Here is a 24102-nt window from a genome sequence, read left to right as displayed (position 1 = left end):
CGAATGTGAACGGTACTGATTAGAGGTTCAGATCCAGATCGTAGCGTTCCTTCGCGAATTCACGAATGTAGGCGCGCGCTTCCGGCGACAGCGTCAACGCATCGTCAATTGCCGTTTTCGCGGCCGGGCCGATTGTTGCCGTATATTCGCCAAGGACGTTGGATCTGAGCTCGATGAATTCCGGATCTTCCATCACATCGCGCATCGCCTGCCACCAAGCCTCCTTTGCGCCCTCATCGGCACCAGCCGGTAGGTGGAAGGATTTGTTGGTAAGCGTACCGACCTTGAGCAGCGCGAGGGTGGCCTGCCCTGCAGGGCTATCGAACGATCCGCCGGCCCCGTCTTCGTAAACCTCATAGAAAGTCGGAACATCCGGCCAGGTGGGATCGCGGTGCCAATTGCCCTCGGCATCCTTCCAATTCCCATCGGCATCCGGCGCGCCATGAGTCCAAAGCTCCATGGAGATGCCCGAGTCACGGAAATGCTTGCGTTGATTCAGGTAAGCCAGCGAGTTTTCGAAGTTGAGCGCGAACTCGCCGCGCTCGAATGCTTGCGAGATCGGGCCGGCGCCTCCCATGCCCCAAACGTTCTTGGTCTCGACGCCGAGCAACGACAGGGCCAAGCGTTGCTTCAAGCCCGCATCGGTCGGAGTCATGCCTCCGAAGACCAGATCATCCGCCGGAATAGAGCGCATCTTCGCGACCAGATCTTTCGGATTCAGCCCCGCGAGCCCGAGTTCGGTGCGGGCGTAGTTTATGTCTCCGCGCGGAAGAACGATGATATGCTCCCATGCCTGCATATCGAACTCCACCCGGGGGTCGTTAAGGAGGTAATTCATGACCGTCGAGAGCGACATCGCCATGACCCAAGTGCCGTCCTTTTCGGCGTTCTGCTCGAAATAATTGGCACCGATGATGCCGCCCGCACCGGGCTTGTTCACAACCAGGATTTTCGGATTGCCGGGGAGGTGTTTTTCCATGAAGGGCACAAGGGCGCGCGTCAGGCTGTCTGTTCCGCCGCCAGCGCTGAAGGGTACGACGATGCGGACCCGCTCGCCCGAGAAATCGGTTGCGTACGCATTCGGCGCCAAGGCCATGGTAAGTGCGAGGGCGGTTCCGGCAACTACGCCCGCAATACCGCGCCTGGTTATATTGAATACCATTTTCTTCTTAACCTCCCCAATTCTTTTCAAAGAACTCATGACTCTCCTCCTCTGCGCTAATTTTCTTCCATCTGATGCTCGCTCGCTTCTAACCGGCAAGCATATGACCAACCCCAGGACTTCCGGACCATCCGCGAAGCCGAAGCAGGCGGACCGTACCAAGTGATGTCATATTTTCCAATAGTTGGTATTATTTTTTTTAATTTTCTCAAGGTTCCATCTTAGACCCATATTGTGGTTCTTTGTATTTCGACCAGATCACCATCCGATACGGACCGATCAACCGCGAATTAGGATTCCTCGGCAGCGAAAATCCTGGCGATCTCACTTCAACGCTTGCCGTAAGGAGACGCAGTATCGCGATGGCGATATCCTGCACTGCAAGACAACCATCTAACGGAAGCCACCTCCGCCACTGACATAGACCGTATCTGCGGTTGTCCGGGTTCAGCACCAATGAGACAATTTCGGCTTAACGGATAGAGGAGGATTTCTGGCTCATCGTAGCCCTTCAAGGAGCGAAGATGAGACGGAAATCCGGGACACAGAAGGAGCCGGCGGAAAAGGTCATCAAGGACATCCGCCGTGCAACCCGCAAACATTATTCGGCGGAAGAGAAGATCCGCATCGTGCTGGAAGGCTTGCGCGGTGAGGAGTCGATTGCCGCGCTGTGCCGGCGTGAAGGCATTGCCGAGAGCCTCTATTACAATTGGTCGAAAGAGTTCCTCGAAGCCGGCAAGAAGCGGTTGGCCGGCGACACCGCGCGGGCAGCCACCAGTGACGAGGTCAAGCATCTGCGTCGCGAGGCCCATGATCTGAAAGAGGTCGTCGCCGAGCAGGCGCTGGAACTGCGGCTGCTTAAAAAAAGCATGATCGCGGATGGGGGCGACGACGAATGAGATATCCCGCCTCCGAGAAGCTGGAGATCATCCGGCTCGTCGAGCAGTCGCATCTGCCGACCAAGCGCACGCTGGACAAGCTCGGCATTCCCCGCTCGACCTTCAATCGCTGGTATGACCGCTTTCTCACCGGCGGCGTCGATGCGCTGGAAGATCGCAAGCCTCAGCCCGGGCGGGTCTGGAACCGCATTCCCGACGACATCCGAGAAAATATCATCGACCTTGCGCTTGATGAGCCGGAGCTGTCACCGCGCGAACTGGCGGTGACGTTCACCGACACGCGAGGCTACTTCGTCTCGGAATCCTCGGTCTACCGCCTGCTCAAGGCGCAGGATCTGATCACCAGTCCAGCCTTCATCGTCATCAAGGCTGCCGATGAGTTCCATGACAAGACGACCGCGCCGAACCAGCTGTGGCAGACCGACTTCACCTATCTGAAGGTCATCGGCTGGGGCTGGTTCTATCTGTCGACCATCCTCGACGATTACTCGCGCTACATCATCGCCTGGAAGCTATGCACCACGATGAAGGCCGGGGATGTCACCGACACGCTGGAACTCGCCCTGCAGGCATCGGGTTGCGACAACGCCAAGGTGATGCAACGTCCACGGCTCTTGTCAGACAATGGTCCATGTTACGTCGCCGGCGAACTGGCCGATTGGCTCTCCGGCATTGGGATGGAGCACACCCGCGGTTCGCCTTGCCATCCCCAGACCCAGGGCAAGATCGAGCGATGGCACCAGACGTTGAAAAACCGCATCCTGCTCGAAAACCACTTCCTGCCGGGTGCTCTCGAAACGCAGATCGACGCCTTTGTCGATCATTACAATAACCGGCGCTACCACGAGAGCCTCGGCAATCTCACACCGGCCGACGTCTACTTCGGACGCAGCCAGACCATCCTGCAGACAAGAGAAAGGATCAAACGCGAAACTATCAATCAACGGCGCTTGCTGCATCGCAAGGCCGCCGCTTAGAATGAAATCCTGATGGGCCAGAGCCTCCACTAGATCAGGCCGCCGAACTGCTCAAAACCTCTGACGACGGACACATCGATCAGGTCCCGCGCCACGACGACGAGCGCTCCGCGCCCCTCTCCCTTGTCGTGAATACCCACGATACGGTGCTTCGCCGTGAGCCGGCCTTGCGACGGTAGCGCGCGATGCAAAGTCAACGCGACTTCCCCGACCACGATCCGGCTGTAGTCGATTCCGGTTTCCGGCGCGCGCATCCACGGTCCGAGACGTCCCATTATCGCCGCCATGGTCGGCAGGACGGATGGGTCGGGTGCCGCGGCGAACCTTAATTGGCGTTCGTCGAGGGGGTCCGAGCCGAGATTGAGACCAAGCGCATACAACATGACATCCGTCGGGCCATAGGCGACCTCAATCTCCGGAAAACGCCACTGCTTGAGACGCTCATAGTCCAGCACCAAGACCCACTCCCCCGCCTGAAATGACAATATGCGCGGCTTTGACAGGCGATTCACACGTAGTATGCTGCCGCAACCACGGGTTAAATTCCCACTACCAACAACCCACATATTGAAATATTATTAGACTATCAACTATCATTGACCTGCTAAATTCAAAATATGACGAAAAAGGAATTTAGGGAGCGCGGCATGCAAATCGAGACGGATCGACTCAACGCCCAGGACGGCGCCACGTGGGCCGACTATGTGGATGTCGACCTCCCGAAGGGCGCCCAAAGCGTCGTCCGCACGGCGGCTCTGCTTCGAATCCTGGCCACGAACAACGATGAGGGCCTGCGCCTGAAGGATGTCGCGGAGATCGCGGGGCTCGAGCAGCCGACGGCGCACCGCGTGATTAGCGCGCTGAACGCGGTGGGATTCGTCGTCCGGCATCCGAAGACCCGTCGCTACCACCTGGGGCCGCTACTGCAGGAACTCTATATCGCGGCCTATATGGGCTTCAGCATCCAGGAAGCCGTTCTCCCGACATTGAAACATATCGCCGGCGAATTGGGCGACACGGTTTATCTGGCCATGCGCAACGGCTTAGATTCCGTCTGTGTCGAACGCATCGAAGGCAGCTACCCGATCCGGACCTGTACCGTGAATATAGGGATGCATCGCCCTCTCGGGATCGGTGCGGGCAGTATCGCGCTCATGTCCGGGTTCGGTAAGATGGAACGCGAATTGATCCTGACCCAGAACGAGAGCCGGTTCGTCAGCTACAAAACCAGTATCAACGAGGTTCGCGCGCGCTGCGAGAAGGCCGAGGAAACAGGATACGATTTCGGCAAAGTGCTTGGCGACGTCAACATCAAGGCGCTCGGTTTTTGTCTCCGAGGCTATTCCGGCCGGCCAATTGGCGGGATCAGCGTTACTGCGATCGGCGACCGCTTCGACGATGCGCATCTTGCAGAGGCCATTGACCTCCTGCGCGGCGAAATCGCGAAATTGGAAGCGCCAGACGGCCCGCTTGGCAACGTGCCCTGATTTCGAGGCGGAACGGCGTTATTCAGTCAAATCGTTGAGCAGTGGTACTGCGTATGGCGTCAACCAAGCCGGCGGTGGCCGGGTCGTCGCGCTGACCGGATCTGGTCAGCAAACCGATCGGCCGTGCGATACTGGGTGCCGATACCGGGCGAGCGACCACCGCACCGGCCATATAGGCGGACAATGCCGAGCGGGGTAACGGAGCGATGCCGACGCCTGCCGCAACGAGGTCGAGCGCCGTCGAAGTCCGGCGAACTTCATGGGTCCAGCGGATCGGCACGTTCGCACGCGCAAGCGCCTCGTCGATCAGAAGTCTGTTACCGGTGCCCCGGGCGGGCAGGATCAGCGCGGCATTCCCGACATCGGACCAGTTGAGTTGGGACTGCGCGGCAAGCGGATCCTCCGCGCGAACGGCGAGGACGATCGGATCGGTGAAAAGCGGCTCGAACTCGGTGGCCGGTTCGAGCAAGGGCACCGAACATAGCCCGAAATCCGCCTCGCCCTGGGCTACCGCTTCCGCCACTTCGTTCGCTGCGAGATCGAGCAGCCGTACGCGTGTGCGCGGGGTCTTCTTCCGAAAGGCGTTAATCGCGGGCGCTACGATCCCCGAAACGACTGTGGGAATCGTCGCGAGTGTCACGGTCAGCGCCCGCTGGTGAGCGAAAGCCTCGCTTTCGTCACGCATCGCACGCGTCGTTTCCTGCGCGTCGTTCAAAATCGCCTCGGCTCGAACCTGCAATCGCTTGGCCGCAAGCGTCGGCCGGACTTCGCGGGTCGTGCGCTCGAAAAGCTGAGAGCCGAGGGCCTCCTCCAGCTTGCGTATCCGTCGCGTGACGGAAGGCTGCGATAGCCCCAAACGACTGGCCGCCCGGTGGAAGGAGCCCGTTTCCTTGACCGAAAGAAACACTTCGAGATCGGCGAAGTCGAAATTGATCCGCATTTCGCATCAATCTCGTAGGATTTGTCATTAGTCAAATAAAATACGCGCTGCTAGCAGGAGGAAAATACGGAAGGAAACCATGAGCGACGGCCCAGACATCGTGGTTGTAGGCGGCGGCAATGCGGCCCTTTGCGCCGCCATGACCGCTGCGGAAGCCGGTGCCCGCGTCCTGATTCTGGAGGCGGCGCCAAAGCCCTATCGTGGCGGAAACTCCCGCCACACGCGCAATTTCCGCTGCATGCATCACGGCCCGCTCGGTCCGCTCGTCGACAGCTACACCGAAGAGGAATACCTCGCCGATCTCCTGAAAGTGACGGGCGGCGAGACCAATCAGGATCTGGCCCGGCTGGCGATCAGGACATCGGAGGAGTGCCTGCCCTGGATGGTGGAGCGCGGCGTCCGGTTTCAGCCGTCGCTGTCCGGGACGCTCTCGCTCGGACGAACGAATGCCTTCTTCCTGGGCGGGGGCAAGAGCCTCGTGAACGCCTATTACCGAACTGCTGAGGCGCTCGGCGTTGCTGTACGATACGAGGCCGAAGTCACCCATCTCGAACTCGACGACGACCGGATCGCCTCGGTCGAGTATGCCTGGCAGGACAAGACCCACCGCGTAGCCCCGCGCGCAGTGGTTGTCGCCGCCGGCGGTTTCCAGGCGGATCTCGACTGGCTGGCGCGCGCATGGGGACCGGCGGCGCGCAATTTCCTGATCCGCGGCACGCCCTACAATCGCGGCGTGGTTCTCGCCGACATGCTGGAACAGGGCGTGGAGCAAGTCGGTGACCCGACGCAGTGTCATGCGGTCGCCATCGATGGACGTGCTCCGAAGTTCGATGGCGGAATCGTGACCCGTCTCGATTGCGTGCCCTTCTCCATCGTCGTCAACAAGAACGCTGAACGATTCTATGACGAGGGCGAGGACGTCTGGCCCAAGCGCTACGCGATCTGGGGCCGGCTCGTGGCGGCGCAACCCGACCAGGTGGGCTACGTCATCACGGACTCCAAGGCGATCAGCCTCTTCATGCCCTCCGTCTTTCCACCCATTGTCGCGGACACGATCGAGGAACTGGCCACAAAGCTCGACCTTCCATCCGAAAAGCTCCGCAGCACGGTCAAGGCGTTCAACGCCGCCTGTGGCGACGATGCGCAATTCCACCCAACAGAACTGGACGGCGTGGCGACCACCGGTATCACGCCGGCCAAAACAAACTGGGCGCGTCCGATTACGAAGCCGCCCTTCTACGGCTACAGCCTGCGCACCGGCGTCACCTTCACCTATCTCGGCTTGAAGGTCGACGACCATGCCCAGTGTTCCGTCGGGAACCGCCCGGTCTCAAATCTCTGGGCAGCGGGAGAGACCATGGCCGGCTCGATCCTCGGCAAGGGCTATCTCGCCGGATTCGGCATGACGATCGGAACCGTCTTCGGACGCATCGCGGGTCGGGAGGCCGCCGCTCATGCAAATCAGTGACGCCATTGCCGAAGCTCGCCGGCAAGCCGAAATCTGGAATGCCTGCCGCTATTGCGAGGGATATTGCGCGGTCTTCCCGGCCCTGCAAAGCGAAAGGAGCTTCTCGGATGGCGACATCACGCAACTGGCAAATCTCTGCCACAACTGCCGGGGCTGCTACTACGCCTGCCAATATACCGAGCCTCACGAATTCGCGCTGAACGTGCCGAAGGTTCTGGCCGAGGTTCGACACGAGAGCTGGAAGAAATACGCATGGCCAGCAGGCTTCGCGGGGCTCTTCGACCGGTCGGGCGTGGTGATCGCCGCCTCGCTAATCGCCGGTTTCGCCGGGATCTTTGCACTGGCGCAGGGTATGAAGCCGGAAACGGGAGAAGGCTTTTATGCGTCTCTTTCCCACACCCTCATGGTGGCGATCTTTACGCCCGCTTTTCTCCTTCCGCTTTTTGCGATCGGCATTTCAATGCGTGCCTATTGGCGGGATGTCGGCGGCGAGTCGTTCAACCTGGCCGATCTGCGATCCGCATTATTCGACGCCGGCCGGATAAAGAATCTCTCCGGAGGACATGGTGACGGCTGCAATTTCGAGGATGAGGACCGATTTTCCCAGGCTCGCCGATATTTCCACCAGGCAACGCTCTACGGATTCCTCCTGTGCTTCGGAGCAACCGCGAGCGGCACCGTGCTACACTACGCCTTCGGGCTGGAAGCGCCTTACGGCTTCATCAGCCTTCCCAAACTGCTCGGCGTGCCGGGCGGCATACTGCTTTGCCTTGGTACGGCCGGTCTCGCCTGGCTCAAGACGAAGGCCGACCCGGACCTTGGCGCCCCGAAAATATGGGGCGGTGAAATGGCCTTCGTGCTGCTGCTGTTCGCGGTCTCGCTGACCGGGCTCGTGCTCTATGCCGCGACCGGCACATCGGCCGTTCCGGTACTGTTGGCGCTTCATCTCGGCACGGTACTGACATTCTTCCTGCTTACGCCCTATTCGAAGATGGCGCACGGCTTCTATCGCCTGGCCGCGTTGGCGCGCGACGCCAACTGCCGCCGCAACTGATACATACGGTCTTATCGAATTCCGGTTTGATCGCGCCCAAGAACATGCCGTCCTTTGCAGATCTTAGATTAGGCTCGTTCCCGGTCTCTTCTCCTCAATTAGGATCATGTCGATCTGTCAGCGATCCCTTTCGGCCATAATTCGTCGCCTAAGCGCTTGGTATTCCAAACTAACTCGGACAATAACAAGAACATTACTATCGCTCCATCGCGGAATTATCGTCCATTCATAGAGGGATAGAAAACTCGGGGCTATTCAAACAGACCGTAGATCAAGCTGCCGATTGTCCCAAAGCCTCTGACGACGGACAACTGTTCATAACTGCGCTATGAAATCGCGTAAAACCAAAGCCAATGGCAGGAGCGCCCTTCGCCGTAAGTCCGAGAATTTGCGCGACAGATTCGCATCAAGGCGTCGCGCGCCTTCGGCACCCGCCGATTGAAATGAGAAGCGCTAAGTATTTATATACAAAATATTCATTCGGGAGCGAGGAATCTATGGGAACGAAACTGTTGACCTTTGTCGGCTGTCTCAATCGTGAGGCGCCATATTTTCAAGGTGCGCGCGGCGTCGGGCTATCGGTCTTCGCATTTGACGAAGAGACGCTCGACACAGAACTGCTGTGCGAGACCGATGCCGTGGACAATCCGACCTTCCTTTCTGTCAGCAAGGACGGAAGCCGCGTCTATGCCAATTCAGAGGTTTTTGTCTGGCCGGAAGGCCTCGTCACCGCGCTGGCCTTCGACCGCGACAGCAAGGCACTCGAGCATATTAATATGCGCCCGACACTGGGCAGCATCACCGCTCACAACATGATCACGCGTGACGGTACGAAGCTACTCGTTTCCAATTACGGCATGGGCGAAAGCGGCCCGAACCAGTCGCTGGTTGTTTACGGCATCCGGGAGGATGGCGAGCTCACGGAGCTTTTGGCGAGCCTCGCCCACAAGGGAACCGGACCGAACAAGGAGCGCCAGGAACGCAGCCATGCCCACAGCTTTACCGAGACCGTGCAAGGCGGCACCGCGATCGCCTGCGATCTCGGGCTGGACCAGCTGATCACCTATCGCATTGGAGACGATGGCCGTCTTGAGCGCATGGCGGAAACGGCGATGCCCGCCGGTTCCGGCCCGAGGCACCTCGCGCTCGACCCGCAAGGGCGGTTCGCCTTCGTGACGAACGAGCTCGACTCGACGGTTTCATCGCTAAAACTGGACGCGGCAAGCGGCCAACTGGAATTGATCGACACGCAGCCGGCGGTTCCCGACGATGCCAAGGCCGACAATCACTGCGCCGATATCCAGATCTCACCGGACGGTCGGTTTATCTACGCTTCGAACCGGGGGCATGACAGCATCGTTGTCTTTGCCGTCGATCAGGATAGCGGCGCTCTGTCCCTTGTCGGCCACACACCCTGCGGCGGCGCAACGCCACGCAATCTCGCGCTGACCCCGTCTGGGAACACGCTCTTTTCCGCAAACCAGAACGGCGATTGCGTCGCCATGTTCCGGCGCGACGCGGCAAGCGGTGAACTGACCGATACGGGACGCTCCATCAGCATTGGAACGCCGATGTGCATCAAATTTGCCGATTAAACCGGCTGCGGCCCGCTCGTTATCGGCGGGCCGCACTGTTCCGCTTCGGGCGTGCCGTTAGGCCGGCTTATAGGCCACGGCTTCCACTTCGATCTTGATATCGAGCATCAGCCGGCTTTCAACCGTCGTGCGGGCTGGTGGATTTTGTGGGAAGTGCTTGCCATAGGCCTCGTTGAACGTGCCGAAATCACGGGCATCCTCGAGCCAGACCGTCGTTTTGACCACATCGTCCATCGTGCATCCGGCAAGCTCAAGCGCGGATTTGACGTTCGCCAGTACCTGCTCGGTCTGCTCCGCTATGCCGCCCGACACGATACTGCCGTCACCCCGTACGGGCACCTGACCCGAGATAAACACAAAATCTCCCGCGCGCACGGCAGGCGAAAGCGGAACGTGAGAACTTCCAAAACACTCTTTGGGCATAATTCCTCCAATAATTGCTCAACGGTTCGTAACCGGCAAACCGGTTCTTGCATTCACTTCCCGGCCACTGATTTGATGTCGGAAAAATCAGGGCGGGGCAGATGCCCCCCGATCTCCTTCGAAAGTGCCGATGCACATTCGTAAAGCTGCTGGGCGGCATCGACGACATTCACCGCGTTCTCCACCCACACGAGATAGGGCATGGTCAATGCTGCATGGGCGACGTCATTGGCGTCGAGGACCGGAAAGCTGACATCGGTAATCCCGCGCAACGTTTCGTTGCTGACGATCTCATATCCACGCTGTCGTATCTTTTCGATCGCGGCGATGTAGCGGTCCGAATCCTTCCTGTTTTCCGTGCTCGCCTCGGACAACTCTGCGGTGAGCCGCTGACGATAGGCATCCGGCTGAAACGCCAGAAGCGTGCGCCCGGAAGCAGACTTCAAAAGAGGGCGATGAGTCCCCAGCCGCACCCGGAAACCGATAGGAGCCGGGTTCTCGGCGACCACAACGACGCGCGTCGACCAGCCGTCCACGACGGAAACGATGACGATCTGCTCCACGGACATCGCCAGGTTTTCGAGCATGGGATGGGCGTATTGCAGCAGGCGCTTGACCGGAAGATTGTTCGACGCAAGGTCGAAGAGCTTCATCGACAGGCGAAACGTATCGTCGCCTCCCCGGGTCACGTAGCCACGCCGCTCCAGCGAGAGGACCACCCGGTAAACTTCCTGAACGGACCTGCTCAGCTTCTGCGCAATCTGGCTGAGCGTGATGCCGTCCGTCTGACCGGCAAGCAGCTCCAGTATATCCAGCCCCTTCTCAAGCGCCGGCGCGCGATAAGCGGTGGATGCCGGCTCTTTTCCCGGCAATCGGCCTCTTTTTTTTGTCTCGCTGCTCGACATGCGAATCCCGTGAAATTGCTCGAAACCGAGCTGGAATTGCTCTAGCACCAAAGATTGACAGGCGCCAATATCATGGGTAAACAATTTTTTTTATATATAGAAAAAACAAAAGCCAGCGCTTACCCATCGATGTTGGGCAAGCCGCTGTCTCGACCGCAAGTCATGAATTGGAATAACCGTGTCGAACACGCCATGGCAAACAGATATCGACTTCGACAAGCATGGGAAGCAGACGGGCTTTATCCGCCTGCCCTATTCGGAACATGATGATGCCTGGGGCGTGTTGCCCGTGCCGATCGCGGTCATTAGCAACGGCGACGGTCCGACAGTCATTCTGGAAGGCGGCAACCACGGCGATGAATATGAGGGGCCGATCGTCCTCGGCGAAATTATTCGCGACCTCGATCCCGGCCGCGTCAATGGCAGGCTCATCATCGTTCCGGCGATCAATCTTCCGGCCGTCAAGGCGGGCATGCGCGTTTCGCCAATCGATGGCTTGAACTTCAATCGAACCTTTCCGGGCGATCCGCTCGGCTCGACGACATTACAGCTTTCCTCTCTCGTCCACGATGCGCTCTTCCCGCTCGCCGATGCCTTTGTCGATCTCCATTCGGGCGGCTCGTCCCTTTCCATCATCCCGAGTGCGATCATCGAACCGTCGGACGACCCCGCCCTTGCCGGCAAGATCCAGGCCGCGGTTGCCGCATTCGACGCGCCGATGACAGTCGTCATCTCCAACCGTGGCGATCCGCGCACCTCCACGGCGAGTGCTGTGCGCGCCGGTCTCGTGACCGTTGGAACCGAAATGGCCGGAGCCGGCACGGTAACGCCCGAAGCGGTCAAGATATGCCGGACGGGCGTGCATAATTTGCTGAGCCACTTCGGCGTCGTGGAGAGCGACGCGGCCAACGAGGGCAATGACGCTCCTCGCACCTTCTATGAACTCGGCTCGAAGGCGCACCATTTGTCGGAGGATGAAGGTGTCTTCGAACCGTTGCACACGCTTGGCACCAACGTCCGCGCCGGCCAGAAGGCCGGCAGGGTCCACTTCCTGTCCGATCCGAGACGCGCGCCCAAGGACATTGTTTTCGAAACGGACGGCATCCTCTACGGTTTGCGCCATCCCGGCCGCGTGCGCGCCGGCAATTGCTGCGTGGTCGTGGCATCGCCGAGTCAGCCGTCATGAAGCTCGAACTGAAAGACATCACCGACGCTCGCCAACGGATCGCCCCGCTGATCAGGCGGACGCCGCTTATGGAAGCAACTGCGCTGAGCGAACCTCTTTCCGAAGCGCAGGTCTGGCTCAAACTGGAGTGCTTGCAGGCAAGCGGCTCGTTCAAGGCCCGTGGCGCAACCAACAAACTTCTGTGCACACCGCGCGACGCGCTCGCAAATGGGATCGTGACCGCCTCGGGCGGTAATCATGCACTGGCCACGGTCCGCGCGGCCAGCCTGGCAGACGTCAAGGCGACGATCTTCGTTCCAGAAAATGTCGCCCCGTATAAATTGCAGAGGCTGCGCGCCATAGGCGCGACGGTCGAGGTGGTTGGTTCCGTATGGAACGAAACCAACAATCATGCTCTCGCATTCGCCGAAACCACCGGCGCGGCGTATTTTCATCCCTTTGCCGATTCTGCCGTCATGGCAGGACAAGGCACGTTGGCGCTGGAGATACTGGACGAACGACCGGATCTCGACGCCATCCTCATCGCAATCGGCGGCGGCGGGCTGATCACCGGCATGTCCGTCGCGCTGAAGGCGCTCAAGCCGTCGATCCGCATCATCGGCATCGAGCCGACCGGGTGTCCGACCTTCCACGCATCGATTACCGCCGGAGAAGTCGTTTCCATTCCCCAAGTAACGACGAAGGTCGCCACCATGGCCTGCGGCCGCACCGATGATGGCGTCTTCGCCCTGTCCCGCGACCTGATCGACGAGATCGTGCTTCTGGAAGATGCCGAAATGGAAGAAGGCGCCAAGTGGCTGTGGTCCGAACTTGGACTGGCGGCCGACCTGAGCGGCGCCGCTGCCATAGCGGCCATGCGCGGCGGGCACGTGTCCTTGAAGGAGGGCGAGCAGCTCTGCGCGCTTGTTTGCGGCGCGGGCACGGAAGGCATTCCCGGCTAGGAAATCAGCATGGCGATCTATCAGGGTCCAATCATCGATGCCCACCACCACCTTTGGGACCTGAGCCTGCAGCGCCACCACTGGCTGGCGCCATCCGGCCATGGCGACGGGCTCGCGCCTTTGCGGCGAAACTTTCTGGTCGACGACTATCTGGAACAGGCGCGGTGCGCCAATATCGTCGCCACGGTTCATGCCGAGGCAAACTGGGATCCGGGCGATCGCACAGGCGAGACCGAATGGCTCGACAGCCTTGAGCGGCCTGATGGCATCGCAGCGCGGTACGTGGCTTTCGCGGCGCTCGCCAGCCCCGATATCGAGACGACCCTGGAAGGCCTCGCAAGCCACTCACGGGTCACCGGCATAAGGGAAATCCTGTCCTGGCATCCCGATCCGGCCAAGACCCGTACGGCAGATGCCGAAATGATGAAGAGCGCCGATTGGCTGAAAGGGCTTGCTGCAATGCAACGCCGCGACCTCAGCTTCGATCTGCTGATTTCGCCGTGGCAATTGGCCGACACACTCCGTCTGGCTTTGGACCATCCGCATATGCGCTTCATCGTCAATCACTGCGGCAGCCCGATGGACCGCGACGCAGACGGGATCGCCCGCTGGCGCGATGGCCTGCGCGCGCTGGCAAGAGCCGATAACGTGACCCTCAAGATATCCGACCCGGTCGCCTACGATCCGCAATGGACTGTGGAGAGCCTTGCCGAAATCGTGCGCCATTGCATCGATTGTTTCGGCCCCGGCCGCTGCATGTTTGCCAGCGACTATCCTGTGTCGTCGCTGCATATCTCTTTTGCTGAGTGGCTGGCCGTTTTCAGCAAAATCGTCGACGACCTGTCAGACAGCGAGAAGCACTCGGTCTTTTACGATTGCGCGCAAGAGGTCTACCGGGTCCCGGTACGCGACTGACGCTCGCTTCGGTTCAAATGCGTGTGCTTACATGCGGGTCGCGCCCATAAAGCGAGACCAGCATGATGATAACCACGCCAAGCGCGGCCTGAACGAGCGAGGGCTGCAAGCCGAATCCGATCAGCAATGTGTTGAGCTCGGTCAGAACGAGCGCGCCAGCAACCGTTCCCATGAAGGAGCCGCGTCCGCCGACCAGCGCCGTGCCGCCGATCACCACGGCGGCGATGGTCTGGAAGAGGTACGGCTCGCCCACCTGCGCATAGGCGCTACCGGTAAAGCCCAACAGAAGAATACCGGTTACCGCCGCGAAAAATGCGCTGACGGCAAAAGTGAGCGTCCACATGCCGAGCGGGCTTATCAGCGCCAGAACGGCAGCACGCGGGTTGCTGCCCACGGCATAGATACGCCGCCCGTATGGCGTGCGCGCCAGCAGCAGCGTGACCGCCACGATGACCACGGCAAGGCTGGGCACGAGCCAGGGAACGGGAAGACCCATGGCGCTGCCGCCAATGGACACGAATTCCGATACCGCCTGCGGAGCCGAACCGGACGGAAAGCCCGCCGTCCACAGCAAAACGGAACCCTGGATAATCGTACCCATGCCGAGCGTCACGATGAGCGGGTGGATGGCAAGACCGCCGGAGATCGCGCCGTTCAGCGCGCCAATGATCAAGGCCAACGCCAGTACGATCGCGCATACGAGCCAGAAGCTCATGCCATCTCCGTAGAGCTGCGCGGCGATGACATTGGCGAAGCCGATAACGAACGGGATCGACATATCGATGCCGCCAAGGATGATCACAAGCGTCTGGCCGACAGACGCCAGAGCCAGCAGCGACGCCAGCACGAGCATCGCGCGCAGCGAGAATCCGGAGCCATATCCGTCAATCATCAGCATGCCGCAAACATGCAGTGCGACCGCAATAAGCAGGGCGCCAAGGGCGCGGCGCTGATCTGTCGACAGCTTGTTCATCGTGCGGCTCCGTTGATCAGGCGCTCCTGGCCGGCCGTCAACATGATCGCGATCACCAGGATGGCGCCGTAGCTGATCTGCAGGATAAAGGTCGAAACGTTGAGATAGGTCAGCGCGCTCTGCAGCAGAAAAATATCGATCGCACCGATTGCCGCGCCGATCACGCCGCCGCGTCCGCCGGCAAGGCTCACGCCACCAAGCGCCACCGCAGAGATCGCAAGCAGCGTATATGTCGGTCCGACCGCAGGGTCCGCCGAGCCGATCAGCGCGGTCAGCATCAGCCCAGCAGCGCCTGCGAAAAGGCCGGTGATGACGAATGAGAAAAAGCGCACGAGAGTGACGGGCACGCCCGCCGTATAGGCCGCGCGATCATCGCTGCCGACGGCCATCAGCTGGCCGTGATAGGGCAAGCGGCAGATCGCCCACCAGGCGAGAAAAACACCGCCCAGCGGCAAAATGGACCATGTGCCGGACAGCTGCGACAACCAAGGCGGCACGCTGCCTGTCGGCGATGGCAGGATCGTCAGCGTCACACCGATAAGGACAAGATATGTCCCGAGTGTCGCGACAATTGGCTGGATGCGCAGCACAGAGGTAAGAAGTCCGTTCACGACACCGCCCGCCGCGCCGATCAGCAGGGCAGCCGGCACGATGATAAAGGGCGACGTAACCCCCATCCCCTGAATGAACACCAGAACGATAACGGCATTGACGAAGCCCATCAGCGGCCCGACGGAGATGTCGATTCCACCCCGGCCACCGAGAAAGGCCGGTGTCGATGCAATCGCCGCACCGATCAGCGGAGCAGCCAGACCGATCAACGTTCCCCATGCGGCGGGCGAGAACCGCGCCGGATTGAGAAAGACATTGATCACGAGAAGGATCACGAATAATGCCGGAGCGAAGCCTGCGTAGAGCAGCAGCTCGCTGCCGAGCCGTTTGCGTGGCTTGACCGGTTTTGCGTTTTCCGCAGTCGATACGCTCATGTGTCACGCCCGAACATTGTTGCTATTATGCGGTCGGCGGTCATATCCTTACCGGCCAGCCGGTTGGCTACGGTGTAATCGCGGAACACCAGAACTCTGTCACACAGGTGAAGCGTCTCTTCGATTTCCGTCGACAGGACGACCAGCGCCATGCCGTCGGCGGCGAGTTCCTTGAAGACGTCATAGAGCACCTTGCGCGTGGCGATATCGACGCCGCGCGTCGGATCGTTGAGCAGAAGAATGCGCGGTTCCAGAGCCAGCGCCCGTGCCAACAGAACCTTCTGCTGGTTTCCACCCGACAGCGATGTGATGAGGTTGGAAGGATGCGGCGCAACGATAGAAAGACGTTCGCGATAGTGCTCATAGCGCTGCCGCCGTTCGCGCGCACTGATGAGCCCGGCGCGGCAATCGTTCCAAACCGTTGAAATCGCGAAATTGTCGAGGATCGACATGGTTGGGAAGATGCCGCTGGAGCGACGGTCTCGTGGCAGATAGGCGACGCCATGTGACACCGCATGACGGAGGCTGCGCAGTTTCTGCGATGCCTCCTGCCCGTCGCCATGATAGACGGCGCCGCCAGCGGGAGTGTGCAGGCCCGACAGAACTTCCAGAAAGGTTTCCTGGCCGTTTCCATCGAGCCCAGCCAGGCCGATCACCTCACCTTCATGAATGCGCTCGTCGAACGATAGCCGTCCCGGGCGTAGGCTCAAATTGCTGACCGTCAGTCTGGGTGTGGGACCGTTCACGATGCGGCTCCGATCATTTCCGGCGCCATCAGGGACAAGAGTTCGTCCGGATTGAGCTTTTCACGCGGCAAGGTCGTGACCACCTTGCCGCTTCTCAAGACAGTGACACGGTCCGACAGAGACATCACTTCATCCATGCGGTGCGTGATGAAAATGACCAGACAGCCATCACCGGCAAGCTTGCGCATCAATTCGAAGACAGCTTCGCGGTCGGCGAAATCGAGCGCGGCGGTCGCCTCGTCCAGGACGAGGATTTTCGGCTTGCGCACAAGCGCACGGGCGATCACCACCAACTGCTGCGCGGCTAGAGGCAGATGACCGGCCAGTTCGTCCAGCCCAACATCCGTGACAGCGAACTGCGACAGCGCGCTACCCGCGATCTCTGCGCGCTGGCTTCGCGGTATCCGGCGTTTTAGCAGCCCGTCGCATCCAAGCAGAATGTTATCCACTACGTTGCGGTCGGGCGCGACCAGAACCTCCTGGAACACGGTCGCGAAGCCCTGCGCCTGAAAAGCCGATGGTGTGGCACCGGCAATGTCTGCACCGGAGAGCAGGATGTCGCCCGTGTCGGGCGCGATAATGCCTGAAAGCAGCTTGACCAGCGTACTCTTTCCGGAGCCGTTCTCTCCCAAGATGGTATGTATCTCGCCGGCATTCAGCGAGATCGTCGCGCAGTCAAGCGCAATCGTCTCGCCATAGCGCTTGGAAAGTTCGTTGACCTGAAGCATCGGTGTTCTTCGACGATCGTTCTATTCGCCTGCACAACGCAGGAATTTCAGACAATGACAGCCCCGGAGCGCCTAGCAGGCACACCGGGGCTTAGTGGTTGCGTGATACTACTGACCTTCGCAGGGATCAGGTGTCTGTGAGTAGTCGAACAGCGCCACCGGCTCCGGATTTTTGAAGTACTCGTCCATGAGGTTTGCCGGGAGCGGATCTTCCGGAGCGACCGGGAAGATCGACGAGGATGACGGCGTCATACATGACTTGTACCAATCGCCGAGCTTGTCGGATTCAACTGACGGCACAGGAACCATCACCAAGTTCAGCTTGGGCTCTTGGCCTTCCAGCACGCGGACACCGACGCGGAACAGTGTGTGGGCCGTCCATGTCGGCATGAGCGCGCCGCCGGCAAACTTGAACTCTTCTTGGTTCTCTTTCCAGTAACCGAGCGAGTCGCCGGAAATACTGCCGGTGATGAGCGGTACGGGCCGGCCGGCCTGCTTGAAAGCCTCAGCGACGATCCGTGCCTCGCTGCCCGATGTCCAGACGGCATCGATGGGCTGCGGGTTGGTCGCCAGGGTTTGCAGAACAACCGTCTTGGTTACGTTGCCTGACCAATTGCCGTTGACGTCGCGCACCACATTGATGCCTTCGGCCTCATCAAACGCCTGATCGGCCCCCTGGCGTTGCTGGGCAACAATCGGGCTTCCCGCAATCCCTTCGACGCGCAGTACATTACCCTCGCCATTCAGGTTGTCGATGATCGCTTTCGACAGGTCGTAACCGAACTTGACGTAGTTGGAGTCCACATTGATCGCGTAGGGGCTGGTCACAGCGCCCGCTCCGGTCACGAACGGAATACCCGCATCATAAGCAGCCTTGATGGCCTCGTTGAGCGCGGTCGACGAGCCGGCAAACGACGTGATGATGCTGCAGTCCTTGTCGATAAAGCTGCGGATCTGAGAGATCTGCGCGCTGACATCACCGTTGGAGTCCGACATTTCGAAGTCGGTCACCCAACCCTTTTCCTTGTACATATCGACGAGCCGCTTGAGCTCATTGGTAACCGACACGCGCCACGGATTGCCCTGATAGGACTCCGAGTGACACCACTTCCATGGCTTTTCGGGCATCTCGAAACCGTCATAGGCGGATGGCTGAACGGTATCTTCGATCCCGCCGAAAAGCGCCTGAATCTCCGGCGACAGCGTCGAAAACGCTTCCGGCGTATCCGCTGACATCACGGCACTGCTGCTCATAAGCATGCCGGCCAAAGCCAGTACGCCTTTGAGCTGCACTGAATTGCGTTGAATCCTAGTCATATTACCTGCTCCTCCATCGGTTAGTTCACTTCTCCAAACGGAGCTTTTGCCCGCATTGTTTTTCTATTTGATAACTATTGTTTGTATACGAAAAAACATACATGTCAATTTAAGGCAGCCGCAAAACGTGTCTGGTTTGGCCGGACTTGCCGGCCAGCATCTTCGCGAAGCGGGAGGCATTTCGCTGCCGCCGTCTCAACGCGAAGGCAAGCCGGTTCGGCCGGAATCCCGCAAGGCCGTAATTGACATAGCCGTAGATGAACGGAACGCAGGCGATCCCGCTATCCGCCTCGCAGACCCGCTCGAAGACCGCGATCGGGTCCATCGCGTAACACGCGTCCGGCACGTGGCGCATCAGGCCGGCGATTGCCTCGTAGATCCGAACCCCGTCATCCGGTGCGATCAGGTCGCCCGGGCCTTCGGTCGCGCAGGGCGTGCCGAGATTGGCCGCAAGCGTATAAAACGTCATCAGCGAATGCGGCGGCCGCATCGGGATCATCACCCTGCCTTTGGCGGCAAGGTCCATCACTTCGTCGAAGCGAGTGGGCGCCGCCCCGATCAGGTCCGGACGCCAGGCCTGCACCTGCGCCGCGGCATCGATGGGAAAGGCCCATTGATGGCCCTCCCATTCATAGCTTTCATAGGAGCCCCCGACGCTTCCTGCCGCAAGCCTCTCCCGCGCCTCGCCCGTGCCGTGCCGATCAAGCGGGACCAGGCAGTTCTGCGCGGTGATCTCGCCGACATGAGGATGGTCGATAACGATCAGGTCGTAGGATCGCGCCAGATCCTCGACCGGGTAGGATTCGAAGTCCTGCAGCGAGCGCTTGTCCCAGTCGATGTGAACCCCGGTCTTCTCCGCCCAGAGGCGCGAGCAGGCGATCATCGGATCGTAGCCGCGCGGATGGCTCCACGTCATACCTTTCAGGCGGATGTCGCTCAAAGACCGAACTCCTCGACGATCGCCGCCGTATGCTCGCCGACGCGCGGCGCGGCGCGGACGACGGCCGGCCGTTCGCCATTGACCCGGATCGGCGAACGCGTCGTCATGATCGAAACATTGTCCTCGCGTTCGACCGTCTGGAGGAGGTCGAGAACGTTGAAGCCCTCGCTTTCCATCAGATCGTCCCAGTCGAGCACCGGCGAGCACCAGATATCGGCGGGTTCGAAGATCTGCATCCACGCGTCCACCGTCTTCGTCGCAATCGCGCCGGCGATGAGCTTCTTGATGTCGTCTCGCGCGGTGAACCAACTGGCCGGATCAGCGCAATAGGGATCGAGCGATTCCAGCCCCATCAGGTCGCGCAGCCGCGAAATCGGCGTCATCGCGATGGCGATGAAGCCATTCTTCGCCTCGTAGACGCCATAGGGCGCGGAGAGATAGGCATGCGCGCTGCGAAAGCCGGACCGTTTCGGCATGCGCCGCCCGTCATTGAGATAAGTTGTCAGGACCTCGAACTGGAAATCGACCAGGGCCTCCAGCAGGCTCGTCTGGACATGGCTGCCCTCGCCCGTCATGCCGCGTTTGACGAGGCCGGCGAGCAGCCCCTGCGCCAGTGCTGCCCCGGCGAACATGTCGCCGACAGCAAGGCCCATCGGCACCGGGCCGTCGCCATCATCCCCGCTCAGCCACATGACCCCGGACCGCGCCTGGGCCAGCAGGTCCTGTCCCGGCCGCTTGACCCACGGCCCCTCCTCGCCATAGCCGCTGATCGAGCCATAGACGAGGCGCGGATTGATCGCGCGGACGGTTTCATAGTCGAGCCCGATACGCTCGATAACGCCTGGCCGGAAATTCTGGACAAGCACATCAGCTTTGGCGATCAGGCTCTTGAGGCGGGCGAGGTCGGCGGGATTCTTCAGGTCGACTGCAAGGCTTTCCTTGCCGCGATTGATGGCGTGGAAAATCGTCGAATCCCCGCCGATCTCGGTGTCGCTGAGATAGAGCGTGCGGGAAAGGTCGCCCGCGCCCGGGCGCTCGATCTTGATAACTCGCGCGCCGAGATCCTGCAGGCGCAATGTCGCATAGGGGCCCGACAGAAACTGGCTCATGTCGAGCACGACGAGCCCGGCAAGCGGCAAATCGGAACTGGTTGTCATGGTGCTTTCTGTTCGCTCTTGCGTTCCACCTGTTCCGCGAAATCAGCCGGGCTGCGGTATTTCACGGTTTGAAGATGCTCGCAGTAGAGGACGAGTTCGCCCTCGCCCTTGAACACTTCATAGGACGCGCGGATGAGCCCCATCTCCTCGTATTTCGGCTTTTTGTCGAGGTTGGTCCGGATCGTGTAGATCGTATCACCGATAAAGACCGGCTTGATGAAGCGCAGCTTGTCGTAGCCGTATGAAAAGGCGTTGATGCAATTGGTGGCCACCAGCCCGAGCCCGGCGGAAAACACGAAAGCCCCGGCCACCAGCCTGCGGCCGAATATGCCGTCGCTTTCGGCGAAATTCTGGTCCTGCACATAGGGGTGGATATCGACCACCAGCGTATTGAACAGGTGGCTCTCGCCCTCGGCGATCGTGCGCCGCAGGGAGCGAATGCGGTGGCCGGGCTGCCAGTCCTCGTAGAACCAGTTCTCCGAATTCCACACGGGGATGTCCGCGTGATCGCCGGGCATATCCGACGGATGCGTGCTGGACACCCCGACCGTGGGTGCAAAAGGGGTTCCCATGATTCCTCCCAAATTCTTATGTAAATAATATATTCACATATGGGAGCATGGTGCAAGAGTATGCGAACCTGGGCACATAGATGCTTTGGGAGACATCGAGTCGAAATCTGGCGTCCCGGTCTCAGTCTCGAGCAGAATGAGATTTTGAAAGAGAGGTACATCGCTCTGATCAGCGCCATCTGAGGCCCAACAGCCTGCTGCATCATTCGGACCAAGGCAGCCAATATACGAGCGAGCAGTTCCAGCGCCTAATGGCCGATCACGGCATCACCTGCTCGATGAGCCGGTCAGGCAACGTCTGGGACAATGCTGCGATGGAGAGCTTCCTCTCGCCCCCAAAAACCGAGCGCACAGCCCGCAAGGTCTACAGGACGAGGGATGACGCCCGGGCGGACGTGTTCGACTACATCGAGCGTTTCTACAACCCTCGGCTAAGGCACTCGACACTGGGCTATTTGAGCCACGTCGAGTTCGAGAAGAAAACTATGCTAGCTTAACCTGGTGTCCGAAAAACCGGCAGCAGGCAAATTCGCAGCGTCGGGCTTTTAATTCCAAACCAGCTAACTCGCCTCGATATCTGGCCAAGGCTCAGACTGCGCTCGAAAAAGGAACGCTTCAAAATCATCGACCGCAGTATCCACAATCAAGCGGCCATCCTCGGAGCTGGCCTGACTAGGCAAACCTACCACTCCGTTAACTGTCGTACGCGGCATTGGGTACTGAAAGACACATCCCGGGGTAACGTCCGTAACATCGACGATTTGATCGTTCCTAACCATCTCTGGCGCGGCATGAAGGAGAACTGAGGTTTCTGCCCTGTTCGCATGAAAATCCTCTGCATCGCGCCGGTAAAGCGCTCCGACCCGATCAGAAATATCCCACAGATCTAGATAACGAAACCTGGCTTCTGGAAGCAGATATCGCAACGATAGAATTGCACTCCCCAGAGAAGGCCCATTTGTGGCGTGTCCCGACAGGAAAACGAAACGTCGGATCCCCGACTTGTACGCCCAGGTGACAATATCGGAGACAAGGACCGTTAATGTCGAGGGTTCCAGGGACAGCGTACCTGCCCACTTTTCCGTATGGCCATGCGAACAGCCATAAGGAATTGCCGGCAAGACCATAGCGCCAGTCCGCTCCGCTGCACGGACGGCAACGAACTCCGACGAGAACGTATCTGTTCCTGTCGCCAGATGATCGCCATGTTGTTCGGTCGCACCGACAGGCAGCACCGCGAGGTCGTTCCCACTCGCAATCTGCGCGGCAATTTCCGCACTCGTCAATTTGTCCCATCGAGCCATCTGGCCTGTCTCCTCTTTTCCAATCAATCCGGTTGCATCTGGCCTAGATTGTTCAAACCGTGTCAAAGAACCGGTCGAGCTCGAAACGAGTGATGTTCCGCTTCTGCCAGTCGCACCAGTACTGCCACTCCACATCGCGCGATTCCGCGAAATGCTCGACGAACTCCTCGCCGAAATATTCTCGGCAGAAGTCGGATCTTTTAAATGCGCCGGTCGCGGCGGGAAGCGTCTCTGGCAAACGCTCGAACGAGTCCCGGTCAACCGCGTTCCCTTCCGCGGCCGGCACGAGTTCAAGGGCATTGACTATTCCGTAGTGCCCGCCCGCAAGCATCGCGGCGAGCGAAAGATATGGGTTCACGTCCGCGCCGGGTACTCGGTGTTCGACCCGAACGGCCGCCTCGGACGGGTAGGTGATAACCCGAAGCGCGGCACTTCTGTTGTCGTACCCCCAGGAGACGTTCTCGGGCGACCAGGCCTTATGGTCAAATCGGCGATATGAATTCACGAACGGACGAAATATGACATGGCAGTCGGACATGGTGGCGAGCATTCCGGCCAGATAGTGCCGCGCCAACGCCGAGATATCACCGGATGCCGCGTCTCCAAAAACGTTGTTTCCGTCGCGCCAAAGGCTTTGGTGTACATGCCCCCCACAGCCGGATTCCTCGGCGTGCCATTTCGCCATGAAGGTGGCGACGAGACCTCGTTCGGCGCAGAGTTCACGAAAGTAGGTCTTGGCCCGCACAGCGTTGTCCGCCGCCCGAATAGGCGTTTCCGGGGCCAGGGCGAATTCGATGGCTCCATTCCCGAGTTCCGTATGGAAAACCTCCACTACGATCCCGGCCGCCTTCATGCGCCGAATGAACTCCACCCCGAGCTCTCGTGCCTCATCAGCCTGATTCAGGCGGTAGGCATTGTGCAATCTCCCGAGCGCGGTCATTTCGTGATGCTCGCCGCGCGCCATCAACTCCCGATCGGCGTGCAGTACGAAGCATTCGAATTCTATACCAAAGCGCGGCTCGAAGCCGGTTTCATCAAAGCGCTCCGCCACACTTCGCAGCACATTGCGCGACGCAAGAGGAAATGGCTCGCCATCGCGATAGTTGACATCGTAGATCACGGCTGCCTGGTTCTCGCGCCACGGAAGCTGGATCACTGTCTCCATGTCAGGTTGCCCCAAGACATCCGGGAACCCGTTGTCGTAGGAACTATGGATCGAAGTCCAAACATCATCGACTGGCGTAAGCTGGTACAGGACCGTGCAAACCGCACTCTTCGAAGTCGGTTTTACTTTTTCGACAGGGTAGAATTTGCCTCTGAAAGCGCCATTCACATCGGGCAACTCCATCTGGACCATGTCGACACCGGCTTCGACGATTGCCGACATGCGGTCGTGCACCGCTTCGATGCTCATTTTCATATCTCCA

The 24102-nt window shown here is 59.8% G+C and carries 22 protein-coding genes and 2 pseudogenes; 9 read left to right on the top strand and 15 right to left on the bottom strand.

Annotated features, from left to right (window positions below):
* Positions 1-19: 19 nt before the first annotated feature.
* Positions 20-1201, bottom strand: coding sequence for a Bug family tripartite tricarboxylate transporter substrate binding protein (locus ACQK2M_RS10100; protein WP_425417694.1), 1182 nt, complete (start codon positions 1199-1201; stop codon positions 20-22).
* A gap of 485 nt (positions 1202-1686) precedes the next feature.
* On the opposite strand from ACQK2M_RS10100, the gene ACQK2M_RS10095 reads away from it, so the two are divergent.
* Positions 1687-3038, top strand: a protein-coding gene (locus ACQK2M_RS10095) for an IS3 family transposase (RefSeq protein WP_425416286.1) whose coding sequence is annotated in 2 segments (ribosomal slippage) — positions 1687-2023 and positions 2023-3038 — 1353 coding nt in all. Because the reading frame shifts where the segments join, the coding sequence is not laid out codon by codon here.
* A gap of 29 nt (positions 3039-3067) precedes the next feature.
* On the opposite strand, the gene ACQK2M_RS10090 is transcribed toward ACQK2M_RS10095, so the two are convergent.
* The gene (locus ACQK2M_RS10090; RefSeq protein WP_425420016.1) at positions 3068-3493 is read right to left on the bottom strand and encodes an FAS1-like dehydratase domain-containing protein; all 426 of its coding nucleotides are present in this window, start codon (positions 3491-3493) and stop codon (positions 3068-3070) included.
* Positions 3494-3685: 192 nt separating this feature from the next.
* Here ACQK2M_RS10090 and ACQK2M_RS10085 point away from each other — a divergent pair, with 192 nt between their 5' ends.
* The gene (locus ACQK2M_RS10085) at positions 3686-4525 is read left to right on the top strand and encodes an IclR family transcriptional regulator (RefSeq protein WP_425417693.1); all 840 of its coding nucleotides are present in this window, start codon (positions 3686-3688) and stop codon (positions 4523-4525) included.
* Positions 4526-4547: 22 nt separating this feature from the next.
* On the opposite strand, the gene ACQK2M_RS10080 is transcribed toward ACQK2M_RS10085, so the two are convergent.
* Positions 4548-5465, bottom strand: a complete 918-nt coding sequence (locus ACQK2M_RS10080; RefSeq protein WP_425417692.1) for a LysR family transcriptional regulator — start codon at positions 5463-5465, stop codon at positions 4548-4550.
* Between the two features lie 79 nt (positions 5466-5544).
* Between ACQK2M_RS10080 and tcuA the strand changes: the two genes are divergently transcribed.
* The 3 genes from tcuA (at position 5545) to ACQK2M_RS10065 (ending at position 9582) form a co-directional block, all read left to right on the top strand.
* Entirely contained in the window at positions 5545-6933 is a 1389-nt protein-coding gene (gene tcuA, locus ACQK2M_RS10075; protein ID WP_425417691.1) for an FAD-dependent tricarballylate dehydrogenase TcuA, read from the top strand.
* Positions 6920-7987, top strand: coding sequence for a tricarballylate utilization 4Fe-4S protein TcuB (gene tcuB / locus ACQK2M_RS10070; protein WP_425417690.1), 1068 nt, complete (start codon positions 6920-6922; stop codon positions 7985-7987). Before tcuA ends, tcuB begins: the two co-directional genes overlap by 14 nt.
* A 497-nt stretch (positions 7988-8484) precedes the next feature.
* Positions 8485-9582, top strand: coding sequence for a lactonase family protein (locus tag ACQK2M_RS10065; RefSeq protein ID WP_425417689.1), 1098 nt, complete (start codon positions 8485-8487; stop codon positions 9580-9582).
* A gap of 57 nt (positions 9583-9639) precedes the next feature.
* Here ACQK2M_RS10065 and ACQK2M_RS10060 read toward each other — a convergent pair whose 3' ends face one another.
* The gene (locus tag ACQK2M_RS10060; RefSeq protein ID WP_425417688.1) at positions 9640-10005 is read right to left on the bottom strand and encodes a RidA family protein; all 366 of its coding nucleotides are present in this window, start codon (positions 10003-10005) and stop codon (positions 9640-9642) included.
* 53 nt (positions 10006-10058) lie between these two features.
* On the bottom strand, positions 10059-10877 hold the full coding sequence (locus ACQK2M_RS10055) for an IclR family transcriptional regulator (protein WP_425417687.1): 819 nt from the start codon (positions 10875-10877) through the stop codon (positions 10059-10061).
* A 211-nt stretch (positions 10878-11088) separates the two neighbouring features.
* Between ACQK2M_RS10055 and ACQK2M_RS10050 the strand changes: the two genes are divergently transcribed.
* From ACQK2M_RS10050 to ACQK2M_RS10040, 3 genes are read left to right on the top strand one after another with little or no spacing between them, the layout of a single operon-like run.
* Positions 11089-12096, top strand: a complete 1008-nt coding sequence (locus ACQK2M_RS10050) for a succinylglutamate desuccinylase/aspartoacylase family protein (RefSeq protein ID WP_425417686.1) — start codon at positions 11089-11091, stop codon at positions 12094-12096.
* Complete coding sequence (locus ACQK2M_RS10045) at positions 12093-13037, top strand: threonine ammonia-lyase (protein ID WP_425417685.1); 945 nt, start codon at positions 12093-12095, stop codon at positions 13035-13037. Before ACQK2M_RS10050 ends, ACQK2M_RS10045 begins: the two co-directional genes overlap by 4 nt.
* A gap of 9 nt (positions 13038-13046) precedes the next feature.
* A complete protein-coding gene (locus ACQK2M_RS10040; protein WP_425417684.1) occupies positions 13047-13952 on the top strand; it encodes an amidohydrolase family protein in 906 nt (301 codons plus the stop codon).
* 13 nt (positions 13953-13965) lie between these two features.
* Here the strand turns inward: ACQK2M_RS10040 and ACQK2M_RS10035 are convergent, their stop codons facing one another.
* From ACQK2M_RS10035 to ACQK2M_RS10000, 8 genes and pseudogenes are all read right to left on the bottom strand, one after another.
* Positions 13966-14925 (bottom strand): ABC transporter permease, encoded by a 960-nt coding sequence (locus ACQK2M_RS10035; protein WP_425417683.1) that lies wholly within the window; start codon positions 14923-14925, stop codon positions 13966-13968.
* A complete protein-coding gene (locus tag ACQK2M_RS10030; RefSeq protein ID WP_425417682.1) occupies positions 14922-15911 on the bottom strand; it encodes an ABC transporter permease in 990 nt (329 codons plus the stop codon). The genes ACQK2M_RS10035 and ACQK2M_RS10030 overlap by 4 nt, the downstream gene beginning before the upstream one ends.
* On the bottom strand, positions 15908-16657 hold the full coding sequence (locus tag ACQK2M_RS10025) for an ATP-binding cassette domain-containing protein (RefSeq protein ID WP_425417681.1): 750 nt from the start codon (positions 16655-16657) through the stop codon (positions 15908-15910). Before ACQK2M_RS10025 ends, ACQK2M_RS10030 begins: the two co-directional genes overlap by 4 nt.
* On the bottom strand, positions 16654-17385 hold the full coding sequence (locus tag ACQK2M_RS10020; protein ID WP_425417680.1) for an ATP-binding cassette domain-containing protein: 732 nt from the start codon (positions 17383-17385) through the stop codon (positions 16654-16656). The genes ACQK2M_RS10025 and ACQK2M_RS10020 overlap by 4 nt, the downstream gene beginning before the upstream one ends.
* A 108-nt stretch (positions 17386-17493) precedes the next feature.
* Positions 17494-18702, bottom strand: coding sequence for an ABC transporter substrate-binding protein (locus tag ACQK2M_RS10015; protein WP_425417679.1), 1209 nt, complete (start codon positions 18700-18702; stop codon positions 17494-17496).
* A 199-nt stretch (positions 18703-18901) separates the two neighbouring features.
* Positions 18902-19618 (bottom strand): annotated as a pseudogene (locus ACQK2M_RS10010) (carbohydrate ABC transporter substrate-binding protein); the annotation flags it as partial.
* A gap of 20 nt (positions 19619-19638) precedes the next feature.
* The gene (locus ACQK2M_RS10005; protein ID WP_425417678.1) at positions 19639-20799 is read right to left on the bottom strand and encodes a CaiB/BaiF CoA transferase family protein; all 1161 of its coding nucleotides are present in this window, start codon (positions 20797-20799) and stop codon (positions 19639-19641) included.
* Positions 20796-21371: a MaoC family dehydratase gene (locus ACQK2M_RS10000; protein ID WP_425417677.1), complete on the bottom strand. Its 576-nt coding sequence runs from the start codon at positions 21369-21371 to the stop codon at positions 20796-20798. Before ACQK2M_RS10000 ends, ACQK2M_RS10005 begins: the two co-directional genes overlap by 4 nt.
* Positions 21372-21544: 173 nt before the next feature.
* Here ACQK2M_RS10000 and ACQK2M_RS09995 point away from each other — a divergent pair.
* Positions 21545-21868, top strand: a pseudogene (locus tag ACQK2M_RS09995) (integrase core domain-containing protein); the annotation flags it as partial.
* Between the two features lie 63 nt (positions 21869-21931).
* On the opposite strand, the gene ACQK2M_RS09990 reads toward ACQK2M_RS09995, so the two are convergent.
* Together ACQK2M_RS09990 and ACQK2M_RS09985 are read right to left on the bottom strand one after the other, a co-directional pair.
* Positions 21932-22675, bottom strand: a complete 744-nt coding sequence (locus ACQK2M_RS09990) for a creatininase family protein (RefSeq protein ID WP_425417676.1) — start codon at positions 22673-22675, stop codon at positions 21932-21934.
* Between the two features lie 52 nt (positions 22676-22727).
* The gene (locus ACQK2M_RS09985) at positions 22728-24089 is read right to left on the bottom strand and encodes a glutamine synthetase family protein (protein WP_425417675.1); all 1362 of its coding nucleotides are present in this window, start codon (positions 24087-24089) and stop codon (positions 22728-22730) included.
* Positions 24090-24102 lie beyond the last annotated feature (13 nt).

The organism is Oricola indica, assembly GCF_965227485.1.
In the GTDB taxonomy this organism is placed as follows: domain Bacteria; phylum Pseudomonadota; class Alphaproteobacteria; order Rhizobiales; family Rhizobiaceae; genus Oricola; species Oricola indica.
The sequence above is the reverse complement of the archived record's forward strand: the minus strand, read 5'-3'. Positions and strand labels throughout refer to the sequence as shown.

Bases quoted from the DNA above. Each gene is read 5' to 3' on its own strand.
- ACQK2M_RS10100 (WP_425417694.1), bottom strand. From the start codon at position 1,201: ATGAGTTCTTTGAAAAGAATTGGGGAGGTTAAGAAGAAAATGGTATTC.
- ACQK2M_RS10085 (WP_425417693.1), top strand. From the start codon at position 3,686: ATGCAAATCGAGACGGATCGACTCAACGCCCAGGACGGCGCCACGTGG.
- ACQK2M_RS10080 (WP_425417692.1), bottom strand. From the start codon at position 5,465: ATGCGGATCAATTTCGACTTCGCCGATCTCGAAGTGTTTCTTTCGGTC.
- tcuA (WP_425417691.1), top strand. From the start codon at position 5,545: ATGAGCGACGGCCCAGACATCGTGGTTGTAGGCGGCGGCAATGCGGCC.
- tcuB (WP_425417690.1), top strand. From the start codon at position 6,920: ATGCAAATCAGTGACGCCATTGCCGAAGCTCGCCGGCAAGCCGAAATC.
- ACQK2M_RS10065 (WP_425417689.1), top strand. From the start codon at position 8,485: ATGGGAACGAAACTGTTGACCTTTGTCGGCTGTCTCAATCGTGAGGCG.
- ACQK2M_RS10060 (WP_425417688.1), bottom strand. From the start codon at position 10,005: ATGCCCAAAGAGTGTTTTGGAAGTTCTCACGTTCCGCTTTCGCCTGCC.
- ACQK2M_RS10045 (WP_425417685.1), top strand. From the start codon at position 12,093: ATGAAGCTCGAACTGAAAGACATCACCGACGCTCGCCAACGGATCGCC.
- ACQK2M_RS10040 (WP_425417684.1), top strand. From the start codon at position 13,047: ATGGCGATCTATCAGGGTCCAATCATCGATGCCCACCACCACCTTTGG.
- ACQK2M_RS10035 (WP_425417683.1), bottom strand. From the start codon at position 14,925: ATGAACAAGCTGTCGACAGATCAGCGCCGCGCCCTTGGCGCCCTGCTT.
- ACQK2M_RS10030 (WP_425417682.1), bottom strand. From the start codon at position 15,911: ATGAGCGTATCGACTGCGGAAAACGCAAAACCGGTCAAGCCACGCAAA.
- ACQK2M_RS10020 (WP_425417680.1), bottom strand. From the start codon at position 17,385: ATGCTTCAGGTCAACGAACTTTCCAAGCGCTATGGCGAGACGATTGCG.
- ACQK2M_RS10015 (WP_425417679.1), bottom strand. From the start codon at position 18,702: ATGACTAGGATTCAACGCAATTCAGTGCAGCTCAAAGGCGTACTGGCT.
- ACQK2M_RS10005 (WP_425417678.1), bottom strand. From the start codon at position 20,799: ATGACAACCAGTTCCGATTTGCCGCTTGCCGGGCTCGTCGTGCTCGAC.
- ACQK2M_RS10000 (WP_425417677.1), bottom strand. From the start codon at position 21,371: ATGGGAACCCCTTTTGCACCCACGGTCGGGGTGTCCAGCACGCATCCG.
- ACQK2M_RS09990 (WP_425417676.1), bottom strand. From the start codon at position 22,675: ATGGCTCGATGGGACAAATTGACGAGTGCGGAAATTGCCGCGCAGATT.
- ACQK2M_RS09985 (WP_425417675.1), bottom strand. From the start codon at position 24,089: ATGAGCATCGAAGCGGTGCACGACCGCATGTCGGCAATCGTCGAAGCC.